Annotated in this window: 22 protein-coding genes; 9 read left to right on the top strand and 13 right to left on the bottom strand. The window is 42.7% G+C overall.

Going from position 1 to position 25188, the window contains the following annotated elements:
* Positions 1–831: LysR family transcriptional regulator (locus E1160_RS07750; RefSeq protein WP_155154573.1), on the bottom strand; the 831-nt coding region annotated here is incomplete at its 3' end.
* Between the two features lie 100 nt (positions 832–931).
* On the opposite strand from E1160_RS07750, the gene E1160_RS07755 reads away from it, so the two are divergent.
* Entirely contained in the window at positions 932–2188 is a 1257-nt protein-coding gene (locus tag E1160_RS07755; protein ID WP_155154574.1) for a M24 family metallopeptidase, read from the top strand.
* Positions 2189–2249: 61 nt separating this feature from the next.
* Here the strand turns inward: E1160_RS07755 and E1160_RS07760 are convergent, their stop codons facing one another.
* Together E1160_RS07760 and E1160_RS07765 are read right to left on the bottom strand one after the other, a co-directional pair.
* Positions 2250–3860 (bottom strand): GMC family oxidoreductase, encoded by a 1611-nt coding sequence (locus E1160_RS07760; protein ID WP_155154575.1) that lies wholly within the window; start codon positions 3858–3860, stop codon positions 2250–2252.
* Positions 3861–3966: 106 nt separating this feature from the next.
* A complete protein-coding gene (locus E1160_RS07765; protein WP_155154576.1) occupies positions 3967–4752 on the bottom strand; it encodes an AraC family transcriptional regulator in 786 nt (261 codons plus the stop codon).
* A 103-nt stretch (positions 4753–4855) separates the two neighbouring features.
* On the opposite strand from E1160_RS07765, the gene E1160_RS07770 reads away from it, so the two are divergent.
* Positions 4856–5392, top strand: a complete 537-nt coding sequence (locus E1160_RS07770; protein WP_155154577.1) for a peroxiredoxin-like family protein — start codon at positions 4856–4858, stop codon at positions 5390–5392.
* A gap of 171 nt (positions 5393–5563) precedes the next feature.
* Positions 5564–6499, top strand: a complete 936-nt coding sequence (locus E1160_RS07775; RefSeq protein WP_155154578.1) for a PaaX family transcriptional regulator — start codon at positions 5564–5566, stop codon at positions 6497–6499.
* A 79-nt stretch (positions 6500–6578) separates the two neighbouring features.
* Here E1160_RS07775 and E1160_RS07780 read toward each other — a convergent pair whose 3' ends face one another.
* The 3 genes from E1160_RS07780 to E1160_RS07790 are packed head-to-tail and all read right to left on the bottom strand — an operon-like array spanning position 6579 to position 11434.
* On the bottom strand, positions 6579–8618 hold the full coding sequence (locus tag E1160_RS07780; RefSeq protein WP_155154579.1) for an NADH:flavin oxidoreductase: 2040 nt from the start codon (positions 8616–8618) through the stop codon (positions 6579–6581).
* A gap of 44 nt (positions 8619–8662) precedes the next feature.
* The gene (locus E1160_RS07785; protein WP_155154580.1) at positions 8663–9847 is read right to left on the bottom strand and encodes a mandelate racemase/muconate lactonizing enzyme family protein; all 1185 of its coding nucleotides are present in this window, start codon (positions 9845–9847) and stop codon (positions 8663–8665) included.
* A gap of 18 nt (positions 9848–9865) precedes the next feature.
* Positions 9866–11434 (bottom strand): trimethylamine methyltransferase family protein, encoded by a 1569-nt coding sequence (locus E1160_RS07790; protein WP_155154581.1) that lies wholly within the window; start codon positions 11432–11434, stop codon positions 9866–9868.
* Positions 11435–11559: 125 nt separating this feature from the next.
* Between E1160_RS07790 and E1160_RS07795 the strand changes: the two genes are divergently transcribed.
* Complete coding sequence (locus tag E1160_RS07795; RefSeq protein ID WP_155154582.1) at positions 11560–12477, top strand: LysR substrate-binding domain-containing protein; 918 nt, start codon at positions 11560–11562, stop codon at positions 12475–12477.
* A gap of 167 nt (positions 12478–12644) precedes the next feature.
* Positions 12645–13193 (top strand): NADPH-dependent FMN reductase, encoded by a 549-nt coding sequence (locus E1160_RS07800; RefSeq protein WP_155154583.1) that lies wholly within the window; start codon positions 12645–12647, stop codon positions 13191–13193.
* A gap of 59 nt (positions 13194–13252) precedes the next feature.
* Here E1160_RS07800 and fghA read toward each other — a convergent pair whose 3' ends face one another.
* The 3 genes from fghA to E1160_RS07815 all read right to left on the bottom strand — a co-directional run bounded on the left by fghA (position 13253) and on the right by E1160_RS07815 (position 15724).
* Positions 13253–14083: an S-formylglutathione hydrolase gene (fghA, locus tag E1160_RS07805; RefSeq protein WP_218048781.1), complete on the bottom strand. Its 831-nt coding sequence runs from the start codon at positions 14081–14083 to the stop codon at positions 13253–13255.
* A gap of 59 nt (positions 14084–14142) precedes the next feature.
* Complete coding sequence (locus tag E1160_RS07810) at positions 14143–14511, bottom strand: hypothetical protein (protein WP_155154585.1); 369 nt, start codon at positions 14509–14511, stop codon at positions 14143–14145.
* 97 nt (positions 14512–14608) lie between these two features.
* Positions 14609–15724 (bottom strand): S-(hydroxymethyl)glutathione dehydrogenase/class III alcohol dehydrogenase, encoded by a 1116-nt coding sequence (locus tag E1160_RS07815; RefSeq protein WP_155154586.1) that lies wholly within the window; start codon positions 15722–15724, stop codon positions 14609–14611.
* A 440-nt stretch (positions 15725–16164) separates the two neighbouring features.
* Between E1160_RS07815 and acnB the strand changes: the two genes are divergently transcribed.
* Positions 16165–18747, top strand: a complete 2583-nt coding sequence (gene acnB / locus E1160_RS07820; protein WP_328597137.1) for a bifunctional aconitate hydratase 2/2-methylisocitrate dehydratase — start codon at positions 16165–16167, stop codon at positions 18745–18747.
* Positions 18748–18826: 79 nt separating this feature from the next.
* On the opposite strand, the gene E1160_RS07825 is transcribed toward acnB, so the two are convergent.
* The 3 genes from E1160_RS07825 to E1160_RS07835 all read right to left on the bottom strand — a co-directional run bounded on the left by E1160_RS07825 (position 18827) and on the right by E1160_RS07835 (position 20881).
* Complete coding sequence (locus tag E1160_RS07825; protein WP_155154588.1) at positions 18827–19480, bottom strand: hypothetical protein; 654 nt, start codon at positions 19478–19480, stop codon at positions 18827–18829.
* 21 nt (positions 19481–19501) lie between these two features.
* A complete protein-coding gene (locus E1160_RS07830) occupies positions 19502–19936 on the bottom strand; it encodes a hypothetical protein (RefSeq protein WP_155154589.1) in 435 nt (144 codons plus the stop codon).
* A 378-nt stretch (positions 19937–20314) separates the two neighbouring features.
* On the bottom strand, positions 20315–20881 hold the full coding sequence (locus E1160_RS07835; protein ID WP_155154590.1) for a hypothetical protein: 567 nt from the start codon (positions 20879–20881) through the stop codon (positions 20315–20317).
* Between the two features lie 292 nt (positions 20882–21173).
* Between E1160_RS07835 and rraA the strand changes: the two genes are divergently transcribed.
* The 3 genes from rraA to E1160_RS07850 all read left to right on the top strand — a co-directional run bounded on the left by rraA (position 21174) and on the right by E1160_RS07850 (position 23939).
* A complete protein-coding gene (gene rraA, locus E1160_RS07840; protein WP_155154591.1) occupies positions 21174–21680 on the top strand; it encodes a ribonuclease E activity regulator RraA in 507 nt (168 codons plus the stop codon).
* Positions 21681–21742: 62 nt separating this feature from the next.
* Positions 21743–22498 carry a helix-turn-helix domain-containing protein gene (locus E1160_RS07845; protein ID WP_155154592.1) on the top strand — a complete coding sequence of 252 codons (756 nt, stop codon included), beginning with the start codon at positions 21743–21745 and terminating at the stop codon, positions 22496–22498.
* Positions 22499–22607: 109 nt separating this feature from the next.
* The gene (locus tag E1160_RS07850; RefSeq protein WP_155154593.1) at positions 22608–23939 is read left to right on the top strand and encodes a flavin monoamine oxidase family protein; all 1332 of its coding nucleotides are present in this window, start codon (positions 22608–22610) and stop codon (positions 23937–23939) included.
* Between the two features lie 34 nt (positions 23940–23973).
* Here the strand turns inward: E1160_RS07850 and E1160_RS07855 are convergent, their stop codons facing one another.
* Positions 23974–25113, bottom strand: coding sequence for a GGDEF domain-containing protein (locus E1160_RS07855; RefSeq protein WP_155154594.1), 1140 nt, complete (start codon positions 25111–25113; stop codon positions 23974–23976).
* Between the last annotated feature and the right edge of the window lie 75 nt (positions 25114–25188).

The following is a 25188-nucleotide window of genomic DNA, read 5'->3' on the forward strand; positions in this document are numbered from 1 at the left end:
CTTTTTACGCTTGTTAAAAGCTAAATAATAACCTCTATTTGTTTTAAATTCTGCATGCCCTACCCGTTGCAATTGGTTAGAGGCCAATTGATTTTCCAAAAGGCTGTAACTGCCAAGTGCAATTCCTTGCCCTTTCATCGCCTCTCCAACTGCATTCACATAACTGTGACAGGTTAGCAACCTGCAATCTTTATAAACTGTATTACCAGTTGCCTCGATCCAATTCTGCCAATTCGTCCAATCCGGCCCTTTGCGTTCATAGTCCAACAAAGTGGCTTTTGAACAACTTTCTAGATTGTTAAGATATTCTGGCGCCGCCACAGGGAACAAAACTTCTTCAAATAACAGCTTCGAAGACCAACCTGGGGTATCTCCATATCCGTATAAAATCGCCAGATCATTATCTTCGTCCAACAGATCAGAAAGTCGATCACTGCTTTGATGGATAGTCTGCGCTTCAAATCCGTCTAACTGCAACTGTCGCAAACGATCGCCCAACCAGAAGTGAGAGACTGCACTCAAGGCTGAGATGCGGATTGCTTCTACTTGTTGTCCCCGTTGGGTCGCATTGCAAGCCTCTTGCAAGAATTCTAACGCCATAGCGGTTTTCTCATAAAGAGTCTGCCCTTCCTTGGTTAAGGACAATTTCCGTCCATCTCTTTCAAATAACGGAGTTTTTAGAATTTCTTCAAGTTCCTTGATACGGTTACTTACAGCAGCTTGAGAAACATGTAATTCCGAAGCACTATGAGTAAAGCTTCGCATGCGGGCTGCCGCCTCAAAAAAGATGAAACTATCAAGGGGTGGTAAAGTCGAACGATATCTTTTCATAATTTTAGATTATCCTAGAAACCAATTATTAGTCTAGTTGATCATATTTAAAGTTATTCATAGCATATTCTTGATAAACCAAATAGCAGGATTAACAAGAATGACTGAATTAGACTGGCATGCAGAACGGGGCGATTTAAAAGACTTAGCCCTTTTGGATTTAGCACCGGAATCAGAGGATATAGATTTAAAGGCTGTACGTCTTTATCGCCAAGCCCAAGTCCGAAAAGAAATGGCTGCTCGTGATATTGGGGCCGTAATATTATCTGACCCAGTGAACATTCGTTATGCCACTGGAACTCGAAATATGCAGATATTCTCTGCCCGCAACACACCATCTCGCTATCTGCTTTTAACCGCTGATCATTCTGTCCTTTACGAGTTCACGGGGTGTATGCACTTAGCAGATGATTTTGAAACCATCACCGAAGTTCGCCCAGCTATGACCGCAAGCTTTGTTGCTGCAGGAAAAGATATCGGGTCACGCGAACGTAAATGGGCGAAAGATATGGCCGACACCATACGGAGTTTTCTAGGTGACAATGTAAAAATTGGTTTAGAACGCATGAATGCAGGCGCAGCTATTGACCTTCATGCGGAGGGCTTGAACATTGTTGATGCCCAAGAACCCGTTGAAATGGCACGTGCAATTAAATCTGATGAGGAAATCAAGTGTGTGATTGCCTCCCTTCGCGCCACAGAACGCGGCGTTGCCGCTTTGCGTGATGCTATCAAGCCGGGTATTACAGAAAACGAACTTTGGTCCGTCCTTCATCAGGCAATCATTGCCCAAAATGGAGATTATTGTGAGACCCGTTTATTGAGTTCCGGCTATCGAACCAATCCATGGTTCCAGGAAACATCATCCCGTGTGATCGGGGCTAATGAGCTCGTTGCGTTAGATACAGATGTGGTCGGGTGCCATGGTTATTATTCTGATTTCTCCAGGACTTTCCATGTAGGGCCAGAAAAACCAACTGAAATACAAAAAACTTTATATCAAATAGCCTATGAACAAGTTCATCATAATATGGATATCCTGCATGCAGGCATGACGTTCAAAGAATATTCTGAAAAAGCATGGGATATTCCGGAAAAATATCACGCAAACCGCTACTACCTGTCCTCACATGGTGTAGGTATGACCGGAGAATATCCATATCTTTATCATCGCGCTGATTTTGAGGATGCCGGCTATGACGGTGTGATCCTACCGGGTATGACCATTTGTGTAGAAAGCTATATTGGCGAAGATGGCGGTCATGAAGGTGTGAAGTTAGAACAACAAGTTCTAATCACCGAAAACGGCATAAAATTACTGTCCCAATTCCCATTTGAAGAAAGATTACTTTCCTAACAAGTGCCCTATTAATCAACTTATAAGGTGCAATTTGTTCATACAAAACTGCACCTCATTTTTATTGCTTAGCATCCTCAAGTATCAAACGGCCTGCCTTTGAACCAACCATAATAGAGGGCGCATTGGTATTACCGGATGTTACATTCGGAAAGATTGAGGCATCCGCCACGCGAAGACCTTCTATGCCGCGCACCTTAAGGCGATGATCCACAACACTGTTATTTTCGTCACTGCCCATCATACAGGTAGAAACAGGATGATAGACTGTACCGCATCTTTCTTTGAAATCGTTAATCATCGCCTCATCATCGATAAGATCATTGATATCTTGATACATCGAGGATTTAATTAATGGCTGTAATGCTTTTGAATTGACGATTTTCTTCATCAATTTCGTACCTGCCAATATATCTTCCATATCCTTATTCGTAGATAGGAAATTTGGCTTAATCAATGGTGCATCTTCCACATTAGCAGAAGCAATATCCACACGCCCCCGACTAGTTGGACGGCAAGGTTGGAAGCATGTAATAAACCCCGGAAAGCTATCTGGAATGATTATACCATCATCAACTGAAGTTGTATAAGTTACGGGATTTAAATAGAGCTGCATATCTGGAGCAGATACATTTTCACTTGACCTCACAAAGCCCCCACATTGGTTGACACTTAAACTTAACGGACCACGGCGCGTTAACACATATTGCATCCCTGCCAAAGCTTTCCCCCACCATGGTGCAAGTTTATTATTCAAAGTCGGTTCTGTTGCTTTGAAATAGAAGCTCGAGGCCAAATGATCCTGCATATTTCCTCCAACAGCCTCATTTGCATGAACAACATCAACGCCAAGAGCTTTCAGATTATTTGCGGGACCGATACCGGATAATTGTAGGATTTGTGGGCTATGAATGGCACCAGCTGACAGGACAACTTCCTTGTTAGCTTTTACGTTATGCATCATGCCGTTTTTCTCATAAGCGATACCAACAGCACGTTTACCTTTAAACAAGATTTTATGAGTGCGTGCATGAGAGACGAGTTTCACATTTTTTCGTTTTAAGGCCGGACGTAAAAACGCATCGGCTGCAGACCAACGCATACCTTTTCTGGTGTTAAGTTGATAATTGGCGATGCCTTCATTCTTGGCATGCATATCATTCGTTATGGGTAGACCAAGCTCTTTTGCTACCTCAAAGAAATACTTGGTTGTCGGATGGCATTGGTCATTCACATCGCTAACAAATAAGGGGCCATTACCTGTTACTTTTCCTTTGACCGAAACACGGGTTTCCAGCTTGTCATATTCGGCGCGCACATCTTCCCACCCCCAACCGTTTCCTGCTGCTTCTTTCCAATCCGTAAAATCATGAGGAAGGCCTCGGAAATAAACCATTGCGTTTATAGAACTTGATCCACCAACAACCTTACCACGTGGACAATATGCTTTTCGTCCATTCAACCCCGCATCCGGCTGCATCTGGAACTTCCAGTTCACGTTTTTATTATAAAAATTAATACCATATCCAATTGGTATTTTGATCCACGGACTATGATCAGAACCACCAGCTTCAACAATTAAAATGCGATATTTTAAGTTTTCCGAAAGCCTATCCGCCAAGGCGCAACCTGCGGAACCTGCCCCCACAATTATATAGTCGAATTCATCCATGATTATGACCCGAAATAATATACCTCAACAAACACGAAGTATTCACAGAGCCAACACACAAATCAAACAAAGGTTTATCGACCTTTGATCTAAAATTATTTGAAGGTTAGTTACTCAAACCATTTTGGACAAATTCACGTGGAGAAACTCCAAAGCGGTTCACAAAGGCACGTGAGAAAGCGGGTGAGCCTGAAAATCCAACTTTTGAGGCAACAGTCTTCACAGGCATTCCACGCTTCAAATGCATATGAGCTAAAGTTAAACGCCAGTTAGACAGATATTGTCCCGGTGTCACACCAACAAGTTTTCTAAAATTATTTACAAAATGTGTACGCGACATAGCGGCTATATGGGCATAATCTTCCAATTGTAGTTCTTTTTCCGGGTTTTCATGCATAGCCACAATGGCACGTGAAAGCCCCGGATGCGCCAATCCTGCCAACAACCCAACTTCAGTTTTACCAGCTTCAATTAAATGACGCATCAATCGGATCATTACAACCTCACACAGTCGATTAATCACCGCCTGTCCACCACAACGTGACGCCATAGCTTCCTCTAGCAGGATATTACTCACATCTTGTAAGGCCTTATCATCTCCCAAATAAATTTCCACCACATTAGGCAACGCTAACGTTACTGGATTACTGTTCCCACCTGTATCAATACAAGCAGCAACCAGCATCTTTTCTTCCGGAAAAGGAAATTTAATAGCTTCTTCCATGGCTTTATGAGGATAATAAAACAAGCGACAAGCGTTGTAATCCTCACACTGCTTTTCCTGAATAATAAAGAAATTACCTTGTTGATAATCAGGCCGTGTTAAAACATGAGCCTCTATCTGAAACTGTGCGATTAATGCTGATAAGCGATCTAGTTTTTCTTCTGACATAATAATGTACTTTTTGATAACTTTTAAACACCAAATGTACCTTAAAGTAAAATATTGTCAACCTAATCACATATTTCATGACTCATTATTAGGATTAAAAGATATGCTTTTACCGCGTAAAGAAACTCCGGATCTTGCCCTTCCAACCGTATCACATGGGGACTACAAATTATCAACCGATGCACCGGAAAACTTCTCTTTAGTTGTTTTCTATCGTGGTCTTCATTGCCCAATTTGCGCAACATACCTAAAAGAATTGGAACGCTTAAGTGAAGATTTCGCGGCTAAAGGTGTCAAGATTATTGCCGTTAGTAGTGATGGCGAAGAACGCGCTAAAGAAATGGCTGATAAAATTGGGGCAACAAACTTGCGCGTTGCATATGATTTGCCACTCGCTAAGGCAAAGGAATGGGGATTATCCATTTCTACATCACGTGGCAAAACATCCATCGGGATCATGGAACCTGATCTTTTTTCCGAACCAGGTGTATTCCTCGTAAAACCTGATCAAACCCTATATTACGCGTCTGTACAAACCATGCCGTTCGTACGCCCAGTATTTAAAGAGATGCTTGGTGCATTAGATTTTGTCATCGCCAACGATTATCCAGCACGTGGCGAATATACAGGCGAAGTATAAAGAAACCCAACCTAGAACTATAATAAACGCAACTATCCTTAATGGCCTTGTGCAAGTCCTGAGTCACAAGGCCGTTCTTTTTCATTCTAGCAATATCCATCCTACAGGGTTGAATTCAAAAGAAAAACCCGTCATAATATCCTTTCTATAGGTTTGGCAGGATTCGCCGTGATGAACGCATCAACGCATACAAAATCTCTGATTTCACGCTTCTCTGAGAAACGCCCCATTCGGGCAGGCTCTTTCATTATCACCTTATATGGCGATGCAATTTTACCGAGGAACGGAGACGTATGGATGGGCGATATCATCGCCTTTTGCAATGAAGTTGGTATCAGTGAATCCTTGGTACGCACCGCCGTATCCCGGCTGGTTTCAAGCAATCGCATCACGGGTTCTAAAATTGGCCGTAAAAGCTATTACAAGCTAAGTGATCGTAGCCGTACAGAATTTCATCACGCTGCAAGTATAATCTATTCATCCCCCAAGCTTGAAAATGATTTATGGACGTGCGTGCTAAATTTATCCACCGTTAATCGTGAAGATTTAAAACGGAAAATGGAACGTATTGGATTTGGCGATCCTATCCATGGTTTATTTATGAAACCCGGCGACTGCCAAAACGCACTTTACTATGTATTCGGAGATAGTTTGAAAGATTATGCGGGTGTCACTTTCACCGCTAATCTAGACATGATCACAGACCAATTAGATGACCTATCCCATCTCACCAAAGGTTGGAACCTTGATGATCTTACCGAGCAATATCAAAGTTTTATTGATCAGTTCAGCACAATACATACATGCCTGCCATTCGGGGATAGTCTAAGTGATTTGGAACAGCTAATCCTTCGTCAGATATTAGTGCATGAATACCGTCGTATCATTTTTAAAGATCCGCGCCTACCTGCCTATTTACTGCCAAATGACTGGATTGGTTACAAAGCTTATGATCTTTTCGCTGATCTTTATCGAGCTTTGATTCAAAAATCAGAAAACTATATTAATCATTACTTTGAAAATGCACAGGATACCTTATCTCCGAATGAACCCGTCATGAACTTGCGTATGAATATGTTGAAACCAATTCAACAAGTTACAGCGTAGAAAAAAATTGGCTGTGCCTTAAGAGATAGACACAGCCAGTTAACATGAAAAATACCTAACTAAGAGTGGGTAGTGAGGGTTAGTTATCTTTCATTAAACGCATCGCATCATAGATGGCTGCGTGGGTATTTCTTGCTGAAACCGCATCACCGATTCTGAAAAGTTGGAATTTACCATCAGGATTAGAATTCACTTGCTGTGGTTTATGGGCAAGTAAGGCCTGATGATCTAATTCCCCTAAATTCACGCTATCCGGTTTCAGGTCGAAATAAATGTCGTCCAATGGTAATGTTCCATGGTTTACAATCACTTGGTCGAACATTTTTTCTTTGGTTAAATCACTATAATCACTGCCATAGACAGCTCGTAATTGATTGCCCTCGCGATGTATTTCTTTTAGGCGATAGGTCACTGTAAAAGTCACATCACGTTTTTGAAGTTCTCGCATATAGGGCGTCAAATTCATCGCCATAACATCTGGCGCAAATGTCCGATCGGGAGTCATGATCTCTACACTTGCGCCAGATTTCGCCAAGACCTCTGCGGCCTGCATAGCCACATGGTCCCCTGCATCATCATACAGCAATACATTTTGTCCCGGCTTGGCGTCACCTGAAATAATATCCCAACCAGAAACAACCAAATCATTCCCTGATGTCAGAACTTCAGTATCTGGCATACCACCGGTCGCAATCACCACCATATCAGGGTCCATTGCCTTCACATCTTCTGCTTCTGCCCAAGTGTTAAACTTAAAGTTCACACCCATGCGTTCACACTGATCCACACGCCAGTCGATAATGTTCATCATTTCACGACGACGTTCACTTAAAGCAGTTAAGGCAATTTGGCCGCCTGCGTTATTTGCTGCCTCGATAACCGTCACATCATGCCCGCGTTCCGCCCCAACACGCGCGGCTTCCATACCGGCAGGACCAGCACCAACGACGATTAACTTTTTCTTTTCCGACGCTGGCTCTGCAACATGGGGCACAGATAGTTCACGACCCGTTGCCACATTATGAATACAAAGAGCTTCCCCACCTTGATAGATACGATCCAAACAATAAGTTGCCCCAACACAAGGACGGATCTCCTCTTCACGGCCTTCAATTATTTTGCGGACTATATGTGGATCAGCAATATGGGCACGGGTCATCCCCACCATATCAAGCTTACCTTCCGCAATAGCATGACGTGCGGTTGCCACATCTGGTATTTTCGCTGCATGGAAGGTCGGGAACTTGGTATGCTCACGCACTTCCCCTGCAAAATCCAGATGCGGGGAATTTGCCATTCCTTGAACAGGGATCACGTCCGTCAAACCTGGATCAGTATCAATATGCCCTCGGATAATATTTAAAAAATCAATCTTGCCGGAATCTTTTAACTTAGTGCAGATTTCCATCCCCTCTTCTTTGGTCAACCCACCATCCATTTGTTCATCCGCCACACAACGAATTCCGACAATAAATTCTTCACCGACACGTTTGCGGATCGCAGATAAGACATCCAAGGTGAAACGCATGCGATTATCCAATGATCCGCCATAAGCACTCTCAAGGGTATTAGTTGCAGGGGACCAGAATTGATCCATCAAATGACCATAGGCTTCTAATTCGATGCCATCCATACCTGCAGCATGCATGCGTTCCGCCGCATCAGCATAATCTTCGATAATGCGTGCAATATCCCAATCTTCCATTTTCTTTGGGAAAGCCCGATGAGACGCTTCACGAAGATGAGACGGACTAACGGCAGGCAACCAATCCCCTTTATTCCAACCGGTTCGACGACCAAGATGGGTGAGTTGGATCATCACAGCGGCCCCATGTTCATGACAGCTATCCACCACATCTTTTAGCCAAGGCACAACCTCGTCTTTATATGCTAGAATATTGTTAAAAACGGGGGGACTATCGCGTGAAACGGCTGCTGATCCTGCGGTCATGGTCAATGCCACACCACCTTTTGCACGTTCCTCATGATAAGCACGATAACGTTCTTTTGGCATACCGTCTTCAGGATATGCTGGCTCATGAGACGTCGTCATAATCCGATTTTTCAGCGTTAAATGCTTTAATTGATACGGTTGCAATAATGGGTCTTTACTGGACATGAAATTCTCCCGATCTCTTTTATTCTTAATTATTTTTATATCTATTAATTCAATGGTAATTTGCGATATCGGCCCGGATTTTTCGGGTCATAAAAATGGCTCATCGGGCCATTATCTTCAAAATCCTTCGCCCAACGCTTCATACTTTCCGCACATAATTTAACGCCAAGCCCTGCCCCTTCTGGCACAGGGATCACATTGTTGGCTTGACGGAAAGGCCCCTCTTCAATGACATCACCTATTTGCCAACGGAATAAAGATTGGGAAGGCTCTGTAATCCAAGGCGTTGCTGCCACCACATGCAGATAGGCTGATGTCATAATCCCCAAATCATTGGAATAACACCAAAAACCTTTTCCCATCGCCTCACAAGCTGCAATAAATTTCATGGTATTTGAAATCCCACCAAGGGCAGCAAAATTACAAACGAAATAATCTGGCGCCCCAAGATCAACCGCACGGCGTAAATCCGGAATATGGGTTGAGAAAGGAATGATGGAATGTTTACGCAATTCCGCCATTTCCTCAAAAGTTGCTACGGGATCTTCATAGTTTCGAATGTTATATTGCTCAATTTCTCGTAATACCCAACGCGCAGTGGTCAGGGACCATTGCATATTTGAATCAAGACGGATCATGGCGTCTTCCCCAAGGGCTTCACGCATCATCTTCACTGTTTTAATTTCGAGATTTGGGTCACCTAAAATCAATTTTCCCTCAAAGAAGGTGGAACCATGTTCCTCTCGCATTTTTAGGCAATATTCTGTAATTGCCTCTGGCGACATCTCACCACCAGCGCCATTTTGTTCAGGACGAAAGGCAAAATATTCAGTAAAAGGAATATCTTTACGCACCGCCCCCCCAAGAAGTTTATAAAGCGGCATATCAAAAACCTTACCGCGTATATCCCATAAAGCGAGTTCCACCGCCCCGAAAGCGACCGTTGCAGCATTTTCACCTGTATTCGCCGTGATTTGATAAGGCGGTACACAACGTGCTTCACAATCCGCCAGATCAAGAGGGTCAGCACCAATCAAAGCTGGGGTAATTTCTTCTTTGATGATTTCGCCAAAATGCCACCATGGTGCTTCACCTAAACCAACCACGCCTTCATCTGTAAAAACTTCGATAATGGATTTGGATGCCCCCGGATAAAGACCCGCAGACCAATAAAATGGCGCATCAAACGGAACATTCACATGCGTAACTCTAATATCTGTAATTTTCATAATCTGCTCCCCCCGATCTTAATGCCACGCATCAGGCATAGATTCTTTCTTTAACTTTATAAATTCCTGTAATTCCTGATCTTTGGCGATATCCAACGCTGGTGCTTCATACTCACCTAAGGTCTTTTTCCAACTTTCAGTTGCACGGGTTAAGGCATTCACGCGACCTGTTTCATCCCAAGTTTCAAAAGGTCGATCATCGTTTAAACGACTTTCCCAATATGCCGTTTTGTAATTCTGCATCGTATGCTGACAATCTAGGAAATGATGTGCTGGCCCAACTTCTTTGATAGCCTCAAAAGCCAAGCTATTCTCATTCACGGTGATCCCATTCATATATCCATGCATGGCACCACATAAATCAGCATCCATCACGAATTTTTCATAAGACATAGATAAAAGACCATCCAAAAACCCTGCAGAATGCAACATAAAGTTCCCGCCAGATTGAACTGCTGACATATAGGAAATTGTGCCCTGAACCATCGCCTGTGCATCAGGTTCCTTGGAAGTAGAGAAATTCCCCGCGCAACGTAAAGGCAACTTCAATCGACGCGCCAATTGTCCAATCACCAAACTACCCAATGCTGGTTCAGGTGTCCCAAAGGTTGGACTACCATTTCGTAAAGACATAGATGACAAAAAGGAACCAAAGATTGTCGGCACACCCGGACGCACCAATTGGGTTAAGGCACAACCAACCATGGTTTCAGCCAAAGTCTGCGCAACAGCCCCCGGCATTGCCATCGGTCCCATTGCGCCGCCCATAATAAACGGTACAATCACAGTACCTTGTCCAGCTGCGGCATAAGTCCGAATGACCTTTGTTACTTCACCATCCCAAACAAGAGGTGAATTTACATTTACATTCCCCATAATAACGGTGTTTTGGTCAACAAAGTCTGCACCAAACAAGATCTTACACATATCAATGTTATCTTGTGCCTGTTCCGCCTTCATCACAGTACCAAGAAATGGGCGATCAGAATATTTCATATGGCTATAGACCATATCCAAATGACGTTTATTCACTGGAATATCGGTGGGTTCGCATACAGTTCCGCCCGAATGATGGAACCAAGGACTAGATTGAGCGAGTTTGATGAAGTTTTGAAAGTCGTCCAAAGTGCCATAACGGCGCCCTTTATCCATATCCATCACAAAAGGAGAACCATAGCTTGGAGCCATAACACTATAGCGACCACCAATCTTCACCCTATTCGCGGGATTACGAGATGCTTGTTCAAAAACTTCCGGTGCTGTCTTCAAGATTTCACGTAGCATACCCGGCTCAAAAGTCAGGTTATATTTACTATCCGCCACATGCATAGCCTTGGCACCTGCTTCAGTGAACAAACGGATTGCCTCATCATCCCCATGAATTTCGATACCAACCTCTGCTAAGATACGATCAGCCGTTTTTTCAATCTTAATCAGATTTTCTTCATCAAGAATTTCGTAAGGTGGAATATTACGGGTAATATACGGCACTTCCAGATGTGGACGTTCAGCCGCGGCACTGCCACCGCGTTGGCGGCGACTACCGCCACGACCACGCCGGGTGGATTGTTCTTCTACTACGCTCATTTAAATGCTCCCACTCATAAATTGTATTATTGTTAGCGATCATTTTTCTGACCTGAAATAAAGAAAACATAGATTTTGTGATTTGTGACCGTTGAAAAAATTCATAATTTGGATAAATATAATTTATGCAAAATTTACGAAACCTACTCCCTTCCGCCAATGCACTCTTCGCATTTGAAGCTGCCGCACGCCATAAAAGTTTCACGCAAGCGGCTGAGGAACTTAATGTATCTCAACCAGCGATCAGCCATGCTGTAAAACTTCTAGAAGAAAGCCTTGGACAAACCTTATTCCGTCGTAGTCATCGAAAAATCGAACTTACCAAGGAAGGTCGGCGTTTTTATCAAGATGTGACCGCAGGGCTTCAACATATCTATTATTCAGCGCAAGATTTACATGTAGGGCAATCTTCCGAAAATCTGACAATTTCAGGGTCCACTCTTTTCATACAATTCTGGATGCTACCAAGGTTAAGTTTATTTGAAGAAGCTTTTCCCAATGTGGCCTTACGCCTTCATTCAACGGATAGAGATGTAAGCCTACATACGGAAGGCATTGATATTTCCATTCGGCTTGGGGATGGTAAATGGTCTGAATATGATGTCACCCTGTTTGCCGAAGAGCTTGTCTACCCCATCTGTCATCCCGATTACCTTAAAGAGAAACCAAGCATCACCGGGAACGCAGATTTAATGAACCATCGTTTGATATATACGGATGAACCTTTTCGCATTCGTCTAACCTGGGACGAATGGTTTCGAAATGCAGGCATCCCAAACCACCGAGGGCATAATGTCGGCCTAAGGTTCAATGATGCGGAAATCAGTCTACAAGCAACCTTGGACGGACATGGGATCGGCTTAGGTTGGAATCATATTGTCGCCCCTATGGTCAAGAGAGGCGAATTGATCAGATTGCCGCTTTACACCTATAGAAGCCAGAATGCCATGTATATGATCACTCCAAAGGAAGAAGGGTTAAGCCCTATTGCTCAAAAAGCACGGGATTGGATGATGAAAGAAATGGCTTCATCCCTGAAATAAAGATAGCGCACTCATCTAATTAGACTTTTATAAACACCTAATAATAATTAATAATTTTAATTAGGAATTTTTTGGAAACAGTGTAAGATCATTTTACTATCTGTAAATTTGAAATCTTTCCGATTATGTTTTGTTCAGACGAACATATAACTCAATGGATGGAAATCATGAAAATTTTAGCATTTGGCGCGAGCAACAGTAAAAATTCAATCAATCAAAAACTAGCTTTATACACAGCAAGTTTGGTAAACGGTGCTGAGATCGAAACACTTGATCTTAATGACTATGAATTACCTATTTATAGCCAAGAACGCCAAGACGAAGGCGGCATTCCGGCTCTTGCCCATCAGTTTTTGACAAAAATTGCAGAAGCAGACGCACTCATTATCTCTTTTGCCGAACATAATGGAAGCTTCTCAGTGGCCTACAAGAATATTTATGACTGGGCATCACGTGAAAACATGAAAGTTTTTCAGGAAAAGAAAACACTTTTCCTATCCACTTCTCCAGGCCCAAATGGTGGCGCAACGGTATTAGAAGCTGCTTCTAAGGGTGCATCTTTCCAAGGTGCAAATCTAGTAGATTCAATTTCAGTCGGAAACTTTTTTGATATATATGACGACGCAGCAGGTACAATTACCGATGACGAAGTCAATACAAAACTAAAAGAGGCTGTTGTAAAACTAGCGGTAACACCCGCGGCCGAAGCAGCTTGATTAAAGTTAAATTAAAAGGGATAGAGAAACATTCTATCCCTTTTATTTGTTGCCAAATTTTAGGACAAACGTTCAGCGTGCCATTTAATATGATCTTCGATAAAGCTTGCAATGAAATAATAGGAATGATCATACCCATCTTGCATACGAAGCGTTAGAGAGACATCTGCTTCTTTACATGCCTCTTCAAGCAATTGGGATTTTAACTGTTCCTCAAGGAAGTTATCGGCCAAACCTTGATCGACTAAGATATCACCAGACCAACCTTTGGATTTCACCAATTCACAAGCGTCATAATCAGACCAAGCCGATTTATCTGCCCCCAAATAGCCACCTAAAGCTTTCTCACCCCAAGGTACTTGGCTTGGTGCAACAATTGGGGAAAATGCAGAAACAGATTTAAACAAATCTGGGTTCTTCATCGCCACAGTCAATGCGCCATGACCACCCATGGAATGACCTGTAATACCTATACGACCTGGATCAACCGGGAATTCATCACAGATTATTTTGTATAATTCTTTGGTCACATAGTCATACATATGAAAATTCTTGGACCAAGGTTCTTGCGTAGCATTCACATAAAACCCAGCACCTTTACCGAAATCATACATTTCATCATCCGGCACATCCTCCCCACGCGGAGATGTATCAGGTGCAACAAGGATCATGTTATGTGCAGCTGCATATTGCTGCGCGCCTGCCTTGGACATCATGTTTTCCCAAGTGCAGGTCAGGCCGGAAAGGTAAAACAGACAAGATAGTTTTTGACCTTCTGCGCCTTCTGGCAAGAAAACAGCAAATTCCATATCTGTAGACGTAGATGAACTTGCATGCTTATAAACACGTTGTTCACCACCAAATACTTTAACTGAAGAGATTTGTTCCATCATATATACCTTACTTTAAATGGAAGATTTCATTTGTATGCGATAGAGATCCAACTAGGTCATTCTGTCGCATTTAAACATTCTAGATTTTGTTTTCGCGCATCATGATATAACTGAATATCAAAATATTTATCCCTATCGATATCCGATGAATGATTAGGGTAATCAGGCGGAAGTTTATAAAGCTTCACGATTTCTTCCGGCGGCAAATCATCCGTGATATTCGGTAAAACATAAGTCCCGAAATAGATAGAATAAATTTGCTGGGCTTGTTCCGCAGAATAAGCAACACCCGTAATGAAATCGACGCCTTGCCCATATACTTTCCGTTCACAGGCAATCTGACGATCCAAATCAGTTTCAGCAAAGCTTTGCCATGACATTATGGCCGCAGAGATACTGATAATACTGAAAAGTATAACCTTCATCGCCTCACCTATTCCTCTTATTATTCAAAATAAAAAGCGCCCAAGGAAATCCCCGGACGCTTTTCTCAAATCATATCATGCGATCAAAACGCCTTGATTACATGGAGAAGTCGATCACAGCACGAATGGATTTACCTTCATGCATCAAATCGAAACCTTTGTTGATATCATCCAAAGGCATCACATGCGTAATCAAATCGTCAATGTTGATCTTACCATCCATGTACCAGTCAACGATCTTCGGCACATCAGTACGCCCTTTGGCACCGCCAAATGCTGTACCACGCCATACACGACCTGTTACCAACTGGAATGGACGGGTGGAGATTTCTTCACCAGCACCGGCAACCCCGATGATTGTGCTTTCGCCCCAACCTTTATGACAGCATTCCAACGCTTGACGCATGGTTGTTGTATTACCGATACATTCGAAGGAATGATCCGCACCACCGCCTGTCAACTCAACCAAATGAGAGACTACATCGCCATCAATTTCTTTTGGATTGACGAAATGGGTCATACCAAATTTTTCACCCATTTCACGGCGATCATTGTTCAAATCCACACCAACGATCATGTCAGCGCCAACCATGCGTGCACCTTGAATCACATTCAAGCCGATACCGCCAAGACCAAAGACAACAACATTGTCGCCCGGCTGCACTTTCGCAGTGTTGATAACCGCACCAACACCTGTTGTTACACCACATCCAATGTAACAAACTTTATCAAATGGGGCATCTGTGCGAATTTTCGCCAAGGCAATCTCAGGCATTACAGAATGCTGCGCGAATGTCGAACATCCCATATAGTGATAGATTGGCTGACCTTTATATGAAAAACGGCTTGTACCATCCGGCATCACGCCACGGCCCTGTGTTTCACGAATCGCTTGGCATAAGTTTGTGCGACCAGATGTACAGTAAGAACATTCACGACATTCCGGTGTATAGAGCGGGATCACATGATCCCCCACTTCCAAAGATGTGACGCCTTCACCGACTTCAACAACAACACCAGCGCCTTCATGGCCTAGAATTGCCGGAAATAAACCTTCCGGATCAGCGCCGGAACGTGTGAATTCATCTGTATGACAAAGGCCTGTTGCCTTCATTTCAATAAGAACTTCGCCTGCTTTTGGACCTTCAAGATCAACTTCGACGACTTCTAACGGTTTACCTGCTTCAAAGGCAACTGCCGCTCTTGTTTTCATTTTCTTTCCTCCAGAAAACTTACCCGCCCACTATCGGGTGTAAATATTTCCAAAAATATGTTTGAGGCCTTATCGGCCTTCTTGACCCGCATGGACCTTAACAGTCTTTTTACCCGATTGCCAACCTCAATTGATTTGGAAAAAACTAATCTCAAAAACAGGGCATCTTTCATCAAATATGCGACAGCCTCGCAATCACAAAACCTTCTTCACAACTGACCATTAACCATTAAAAACAAATAGTTAATTCACTTTTGTGCAGAGCAACATATTTACGTTTAGATACTGGACTTTTCAGCCCCTTTATGGTGTATTGTGGACAACAAAATAAAGGAGGCCCCCCTCTATCCACACCTTGCCTCGCGGTTAGTAATTATAGAAGTAAGGAAGAATAGGGCCGCCTCATAATAACGTTTGCAAACATTGATCGGAGATTGTCAGTGCTAGAAGAATATCGCAAACACGCAGCGGAACGCGCTGCGCTTGGAATTCCAGCTCTTCCGCTATCCGTTGAACAAGTAAATGCGCTTGTTGACTTATTACAAAATCCACCGGCGGGCGAAGAAGACTTCTTAGTAGACCTACTCACAAACCGCGTACCTGCGGGTGTAGATGATGCAGCACGCATCAAAGCAGGCTTCCTTGCGGAAGTTGCAAGAGGTGAAAAATCCTCCCCATTGGTATCAAAAGTAAAAGCAGCTGAATTGCTTGGCACCATGTTAGGTGGTTTCAACATCGAACCGATGATTGCCCTGCTTGACGATACAGAAGTTGGCGAAACAATAGCAGAAGGCTTGAAAAAGACACTATTGGTATTTGATTACTTCCATGATGTGAATGATAAGGCAAAAGCTGGTTCTGCAAATGCGAAAGCTGTGATTGAAAGCTGGGCAAATGCAGAATGGTTTACGAGCCGTCCAGAAGTGCCTGAAAGCATGACTGTGACTATTTTTAAAGTCACAGGAGAAACAAATACAGACGATCTGTCCCCAGCCCCAGATGCTTGGTCCCGTCCAGACATTCCATTGCATGCCCTTGCAATGTTGAAAAACCCACGTGACGGAATAGAACCTGAAGATGCAGGTATCCGAGGCCCGATCAAGTTCATTGAAGATTTAAAAGCCAAAGGCAATCCATTGGCATATGTGGGGGACGTTGTTGGTACAGGTTCATCCCGTAAATCTGCGACAAACTCTGTTTTATGGTGGATGGGCGAAGACATTCCATTCGTGCCAAATAAACGCTTCGGTGGTGTTTGTCTAGGTAGTAAAATGGCGCCGATCTTCTATAACACTATGGAAGATGCAGGTGCGTTACCAATCGAAGTTCCCGTTGATGATATGCATATGGGTGATGAAGTTGAAATTCGTCCATATGAAGGTAAAGCCTTGAAAAATGGTGAAGTGATCGCGGAATTCCAAGTAAAATCCGAAGTGATCTTTGACGAAGTTCGCGCAGGCGGTCGTATTCCATTGATCATCGGTCGTGGTTTAACAACGCGTGCTCGCGAAGCATTAGGTTTACCAGCATCAGATCACTTCCGTATTGCAGCAGCACCAGAAGAAACAGGCAAAGGTTTCTCTCTTGCACAGAAAATGGTTGGTAAAGCTTGCGGTTTGGCGGAAGGTCAAGGTGTACGTCCAGGTGCATATTGCGAACCTAAAATGACCACTGTCGGCTCACAGGATACAACAGGTCCAATGACACGTGATGAGTTGAAAGATTTGGCTTGCCTCGGCTTCTCCGCTGATTTGGTGATGCAATCTTTCTGTCATACATCTGCTTATCCAAAACTGGTAGATGTTGAGACACATAAAACATTACCAGATTTCATTGAAACACGTGGTGGTGTGGCGCTTCGCCCATTGGATGGTGTGATCCATAGCTGGTTAAACCGTCTATTGTTACCTGACACAGTTGGTACAGGTGGAGATTCCCATACACGTTTCCCATTGGGTATTTCTTTCCCGGCGGGTTCTGGTCTCGTGGCTTTTGCGGCTGCAACAGGTGTAATGCCATTGGATATGCCTGAATCTGTCTTGGTGAAATTCACCGGTGAATTGCAAGAAGGTATCACCCTTCGTGACATGGTGAACGCCATTCCTTATTACGCCATTCAACAAGGTCTTTTGACTGTTGAGAAGAAAGGTAAGAAGAATATCTTCTCTGGCCGTATTCTTGAAATCGAAGGCTTGCCTGACTTGAAAGTTGAGCAGGCATTTGAATTGTCTGATGCGTCTGCGGAACGTTCTGCAGCAGGGTGTACAGTTGACTTAAACCCAGAACCAATCATCGAATATATGCGCTCCAACATCACATTGATGAAATGGATGATCGCAGAAGGATATCATGATGAGCGTACGCTTCGTCGTCGTATTGAGGCGATGGAAAACTTCATTGCAAATCCTCAATTGATGAAACGTGACGAAGATGCAGAATATGCAGCTGTCATCGAAATCAACATGAACGACATTAAAGAACCTATCGTGGCCTGCCCGAATGACCCGGATGATGTGAAAATGTTGTCTGAAGTTTCCGGCGACACCATTGATGAAGTCTTTATTGGCTCCTGTATGACAAATATTGGTCATTTCCGTGCAGCTGGTAAAGTATTGGATGGTCAATCCGATCTTCCTGCACGCCTATGGGTGGCACCGCCAACCAAAATGGATGCGGCGATCCTGACCGAAGAAGGCTATTACAGTATCCTCGGTAAAACGGGCGCACGTATGGAAACACCGGGTTGCTCCCTATGTATGGGGAACCAAGCACAAATCCGCCGTGGCTCCACTGCGATGTCCACATCCACTCGTAACTTCCCGAACCGCTTAGGGATCGACACAAATGTCTATCTTGGTTCCGCGGAATTGGCGGCTGTCTGTGCATTGATGGGTAAAATCCCGACAGCAGAAGAATATTTGGCTCAAGTGAAGGCCGTTAACGAACAAGCAGATGATGTCTATCGTTATATGAACTTCGACCAAATCCCTGCTTTCGTAGAAAAAGCTGCGACAGTTGCTTAATTCCTAAGTAAAAGTCAGAAACAAAAAAGCCCCGTCAGATCATCTGGCGGGGCTTTTTATTTAAAATTCTGGCAAAACCTTACTGGTAAACTTTATAATCTTGTGCGTAGATCACACAATCACCTCGTCCACTTGCCGCATTGCAGGCAGCGATTGCAATCTTGATCGCCCGACGCAAACGCCATTCACCGAACTCATCAATATGAAAAGTTTTCCCAAAATTCTTACCATTGGGGCTCACCGCAATAATCCTCCGAAAGGACTTACTTAAATCCACTTCAGGGAAAAAGTTTTCCTCCAGTTCTGCCAGCTGCAACTCCCCTAAATCAAAACTACCCTTCGTATAATATGTTGGTTCAATGTCTTCGTAATCATGGATAATCTCTCGAAATTTTATATATTCAGCACTACTTTCAAAGCCATGCCAAACAATCTCACCCAATTCCGCGAAGAGAAAACAACCATCACCGCATCGTTCCAATGCTCTTTCCGCAGAGGTCGATGGTGCATAATCTTTGCCGCTCCCCGTCTTCCCTGTATTTGGGTTCACGGCAAATGAGGTATAACGCCAACCGTTTAGCTCTCCGGTATATGTCGTATAGGCTAAATGCTCGATATAAGCCTGACGAAGTTGGTGAGTATCCACCAAACTACCATTGCCATAAAGTTCTGATGTTGAAATACAGCCATGCAATAGGCCCATATAACCAAGCATTACCAATAATTTACGCATCACGCTCACCCACATATTTTATTACTCATAGATTTTTTCATTTTCCGCATAAATGACGCAATCGTCACGACCACTTATTGCATTGCATGCTGCCAATGTAATTTTCTTTGCATTTCTCCATCGCCAATCTCGAAGATAATCAAGATGTTGAAACTTAAAGTAACTTTGACCATCAGGGCTTAATGCGATCACCCATCGACGACCTTTCTTCTGTTTTAGCAAACTAGGAAAATAATTGTTTGTAAGTTCAGCTTGCTGTACTTCGCCGATAACAAATTCATAATCTTTATAATAACGAAGCTCTATATCCTCATAAGCCTCTATAATCGCTTTATATTGGTTATACTCTGCAGCCTTATGAAACTCCCTCCATACAACTTCATGCATTTCGGAAAATAGCTTGCACCCTTCGCCGCACTGCACAAGTGCCGAGTTCGCTGCTGCGCTAGGAGACATATCACGTCCTATTCCAGTTTTCTGGCCATTTATATGAACTGCAAAAGCAGTGTATCGCGACGCGGTTTTCCCCCAATAATATGTGAACGATACTTGTTTCAGATATTTTTGTTTTAGTTGGGAGCTATCTTTTAACTCCCCTTGCCCATAATACTCTGATGTTGATAAGCACCCCGTTAACAGAACTACCACACCGAAAAAGATTAGTATTCTAAGCATATACACAACCTTCCCCAAGAAAATTAACAGACAAATCACAGTATCTCATGCTTGTTTATAAACATCTGTAAAGTCATCATATTTTCGAAGTATCAAACTTTAGAAAAAACATCAAATGATCCCACAAGGTTTCTTTGACTAAATTTTAAACACTCACCTCTAGTCAGTATACCTTGTTCGATTATACGCATAGACAACACAATCATTATTTTCCGTAAGGGAGTTACACTGTACTAGAACCATTCTTTCTACTAATTCCTGATCAGAGCTCTTCTTATTTATTCTGATCATACTAGCCGCTTCACCGTCCGGACTAACAGCATAAGCCATATTTAATCTATTCAATTCTGCTTTTTGAGCGATAAACTGATCCTCGAATCGTTTTCTTTGCTTTTCAGAAAGCTCAAATTCAACTTCATTAAAATATTTTATCTCTATATCAAATCCATCCGCCATATTATCAGCTATTTCATCAAGCTCCGCTTTATCCATCGCGTCTTTCCATACGACCTTACGATCTATTGCGTATATCAGACAGTCTGGCCCACAGTTTGAAACAGCTTTTGCGAAAGTACGCTTTTTTGAAGTACGATTTCCGAAATATGCTCCAGGACTCTCGGGATAATCCGGGTTAATTGTAAAAGCGCTATGATAATTTCTATATTTCTCGACAGAATAAGCTGCCAAATACTCAATGTATCTATCACGCTGATCATCATTCAACATGATTGCTCCTTCCCCAATCGGGGGATTTTCTGCAATATTAGTTGTTTGACAATTTACTAATAATAGAGACCCAAGAATAATAAATAGGAACCGAAAATAATGCATATCCCCCTCCGATTGGCATTGCAGCATAAAGTATAAATACATTATTTCCTGATAACGAGTTGAGGAACTTAATGCAAATATAATTTTATTGCCTTTCCAACCAATTAGCTTAATATTTCATTTAATAAAAACATAAGGGAAGCATTCCTAAACAGGTCGGGCATAACGTTTTAAATTGGAGAAAACTATGTCTAAAGCTGCGAAAGCTGCACCAACAACTGATCTATCAGACGCCTATCCAAATAAAGTCACACATTGCACCCTCCCCTTTAAAGACTATGGTGGAAAAACGATGTTTGCGGGAAAAATCCATACAGTTGTAACTATGGAAGACAATAAAAAGGTACAAGATTTCCTGCATGGTCCAGGAGATGGAGCGGTATTAGTCGTGGATTCAGGCGGGTCTATGCGAACTGCCATGCTTGGCGACATTACGGCAGGAAAAATGCAGGCTAATGGTTGGGCTGGCATGATCATCAATGGTGTCATTCGTGATGCGGAACGTTTACGTGATGTTGATGTCGGCGTTAAAGCTCTTGGTACCACCCCTTTTAAAAGTACGAAAAATGGTATTGGCGCAAGCGATGTCCCTGTGGCTTTTGGAAATGTTTTATTTGAACCGGGCCAATATGTTTACTGTGATGAAGACGGTGTTTTACTGAGCGAAAGCCCGCTTGAATTACCAAAAACCTGATGACAATTATTGTCCAGTGTTATTCTAGATAATAATACCGGATAGCTTACTCAGTTAGTTGAATGCAAGATAAACGCAAAGACCTTATCGAAATTTATATCCAACGCTGGCGAAATAAGGATTTTGCAGCCGTTTTGGAATTGCTTGATCCAAACGCCATCTATTTTGATATGCCAGAGCAAACTTCAGTCAATTTTGATGAGTTACCCGATTACCTATCCGATGATATGGAAGTTGAAAGCAGCCTTCATAAAGAGATTTCAGGCATCAAAGTTATTAATGAAGATCATGCTTTTCTAACCTATAGCTTACATAAAGCCCCGAATAGTCTGCCTGTTATGGAAGGCACCGAGTTACTTGAATTCAGAGATGGAAAAATTCTTTCCATAACGGATAATTACACCTTCTTCGATAACGAAGATAATCAAGAAGAAACAAAGCTGGCAACCATGAAAAAATTGGGCTTAACTCTCGATGATTTGGGGGGAATTAACGATAATATCCTTGCTTTAATAAGTGACCCTAACAATTTCACAGACCCGGGATTTACGTTACAGAAACTTGCCAATCACTCGGCTATTTCACGTAACAAGCTTTCCTTTGTACTAAACCAGCATATAGGGACAACATTCTTCGAATTGCTTAATCAGCAACGTATTTTATGGATATGTAAATCATTAGGTTCCATGCCCTCGTCCCAATCCATCCTCGATATTGCTTATGAAGCAGGCTTCAATTCAAGTTCTTCCTTCTATAAAGCTTTCAAGAAGGAAACAGGGCTAACACCTAAAGAATATCTACAAAATCAGGACATCTAACTGCAGACGGTTCTCTTTGCGTGCACGCAAGGAAGTTTATCCTCCTTACTTTTGTTACACTCATATCCGTTACCAGTTATAATAGATAAAATAATACTCGGGATATGTAATGCAAAAATTTAGTAGAAGAAACATTCTTAAAGGTGGCACAGCCCTGATGGCGGCCCCCCTTATTTTAGGCACATCTATCGCCCAAGATGTTGATGTTGTCATTGTAGGCGCGGGTGCAGCAGGTATTTCAGCCGCCAAAGAATTACAAAAACAAGGCCTGACTTTTGTTGTTTTGGAAGCCGCCAACCGCATTGGCGGACGCGTTCATACAGATACATCTATCTTTGGCGTTCCTTTTGATATGGGGGCACACTGGTTACATTTCAGAGAAGAAAACCCTTTTGCTGATTATGGGGAGGCAAATGGCTTTACAATCTATGAAGCCCCGGATGAAGATGTTTTACGTATCGGCACACGCGATGCAACCGATGAAGAATATGCAGAATACCAGCAAGCCGTCGGCAAAACATTTGCGGCCATTGAACGAGCAGGTGCTGCAGGCAGAGACATTGCACCAGCCGATATCGTACCAGACGTTGGCGCATGGCAACATACAGCTCATCTGGCAACCGGCCCGTTTGAAATGGCGAAAGATTTAAGCCACTTTTCTTGCAAAGATTGGTATGGAGTAGAAGGTGGTACGGATTATTATTGTAAAGAAGGCTTTGGCGCTCTCTTCGCTCATTATGCCCAAGAGGTACCAGTCAGGCTCAACATGCCTGTTCAAACCATCAAATGGGGAGAGCAAGGTGTAAAAGTTGACACAGCATCCGGCACAATTTCTGCCAAAGGGGTTATTGTTACTGTATCCACAGGGGTTATGGCCAATGAAGCCATTACGTTTGACCCACCTCTTCCGGTAGAAACCCAGCAAGCCTTCAACGATATCACAATGGGTCATTACACACATGTAGCGTTGCAGTTAAAAGAAGATTTCTTTGGTGTCGGTGAAGATGGCTTCTTCCACTATAAAGTTGATGAAGTCAGCCAAGGATCACCAAAAGGTTTTGCCGCATTGGTTGATGCCGCAGGTACAGGCATCAGTTATTGTGATTTAGGGGGTGATTTTGCCCGTCAAATGGCAATGGAAGGTGATGAGGCCACGCTTGACTTTGTGGTAGGTGAGCTGAAGCGCATGTATGGCAGTGATGTGGGAAAATCACTCGTTAAAGGCAATGTATCTGAATGGACGAATAACAGCTTTACCATGGGCGCATATGCATCAGCGGAACCAGGTAGAGCAGGATCACGAAAAACACTAAGAAAACCCATTGGCAATCGCATCTGGTTTGCAGGAGAGGCCATGAGCAACAATGACTGGGCAACAGTTGCGGGGGCTCACAAGTCGGGTATCACAACGGCTAAAAAAGTCAGCAAACAACTGGCATAGTAAATTAAAAAGGCTCCGATAACGGAGCCTTTCTTTATGCAGCAACCACTTGGTTTCTGCCATTTGTCTTCGCTTGATATAACCGATCGTCAGCTAGTTTCATAAATTCATCTAGACTATCTTCGACGGTTGGGATTTTTGAGACAACACCAAGAGAGATCGTCACGACATCTGCGACCATCGAGCAAATGTTCGGGATTTCTAAGTCTTTCACGGACTTCCTGATGAGTTCTGCGAATTGAAGACTAGCCTGATCATTCTCTTCGACTGTCAAAATACCAAATTCTTCACCACCTAAACGAAATGCAAAATCTGTTGGGCGACGACAAAGACGTTTCAATTCCACCCCCAGTTTCTCTAAAGCCGTATCCCCTTCTGCATGACCATAATGATCATTCAACAATTTAAAATGATCAATATCCAACATGATAAAACTTAAGGCTTTTTGATCGCGAATAGCACGTTTTAATTCGCTATCAAATATCTGCTCAAAATGATGGCGATTATACAAACCTGTCAATTTATCAGTCACCGCAAGCTTCTGAAGTTCATCATAGGCTTTTTGAAGTTTTTCTTCCGCCTTTTTCCGTTGGCTGCGTTCACGCATTAAATCTAACGCATGTGATGAAATGCTTTCATACATATCTAATATCACATCAATCAGAATACGGGATGAATCTAATGCTTCTTTCTTTGCCAGCATTTTTGCTTCACTAAGTGGTTTTCCTGCCTGACAATATCTATAAGCGGATGCCATTCTCATATCATCATCGATAATATGAAAAATAAGCCAGCGGATCAGAAATCGAACCATATTTTCTGTAACTTCAGAAAGAGGAAGATGTTCCTGATCCTTTTTCATTTTCAAAATTGCGGGTAGAAAAGACACATGATTGGTTTTATGCCCCTTGAACCAGCTGTCGTTTTCAAAAATTTCCGACCAGATTTTCTCTTCACAATCAAAATGATATTTCGCATAATCAACCAATTGATCTAACGCATAAAGAATTTGATCATTGTCATCCTGTGTTAAAGTTCCAGCTAATTCATTAAGCAACTGAACCAGTTTTTTATGCTGCTCATCAATTTCAGCTATACCCGTATTATATTGTTCATTCCATGGGAATACATTGATATGATTATTTGGCATTTTTAAACTAATTGTATCATCCATCGTCGGGCGTCTCTTACAGCAAAATTTTCTTCCTCCCCATAGCTATATATAAGTTTTAAACGGCCGCTTTAAAAG

The sequence above is a fragment of the Curvivirga aplysinae genome, assembly GCF_009711445.1.
GTDB classification, from domain to species: Bacteria; Pseudomonadota; Alphaproteobacteria; order UBA8366; family Aestuariispiraceae; genus Curvivirga; species Curvivirga aplysinae.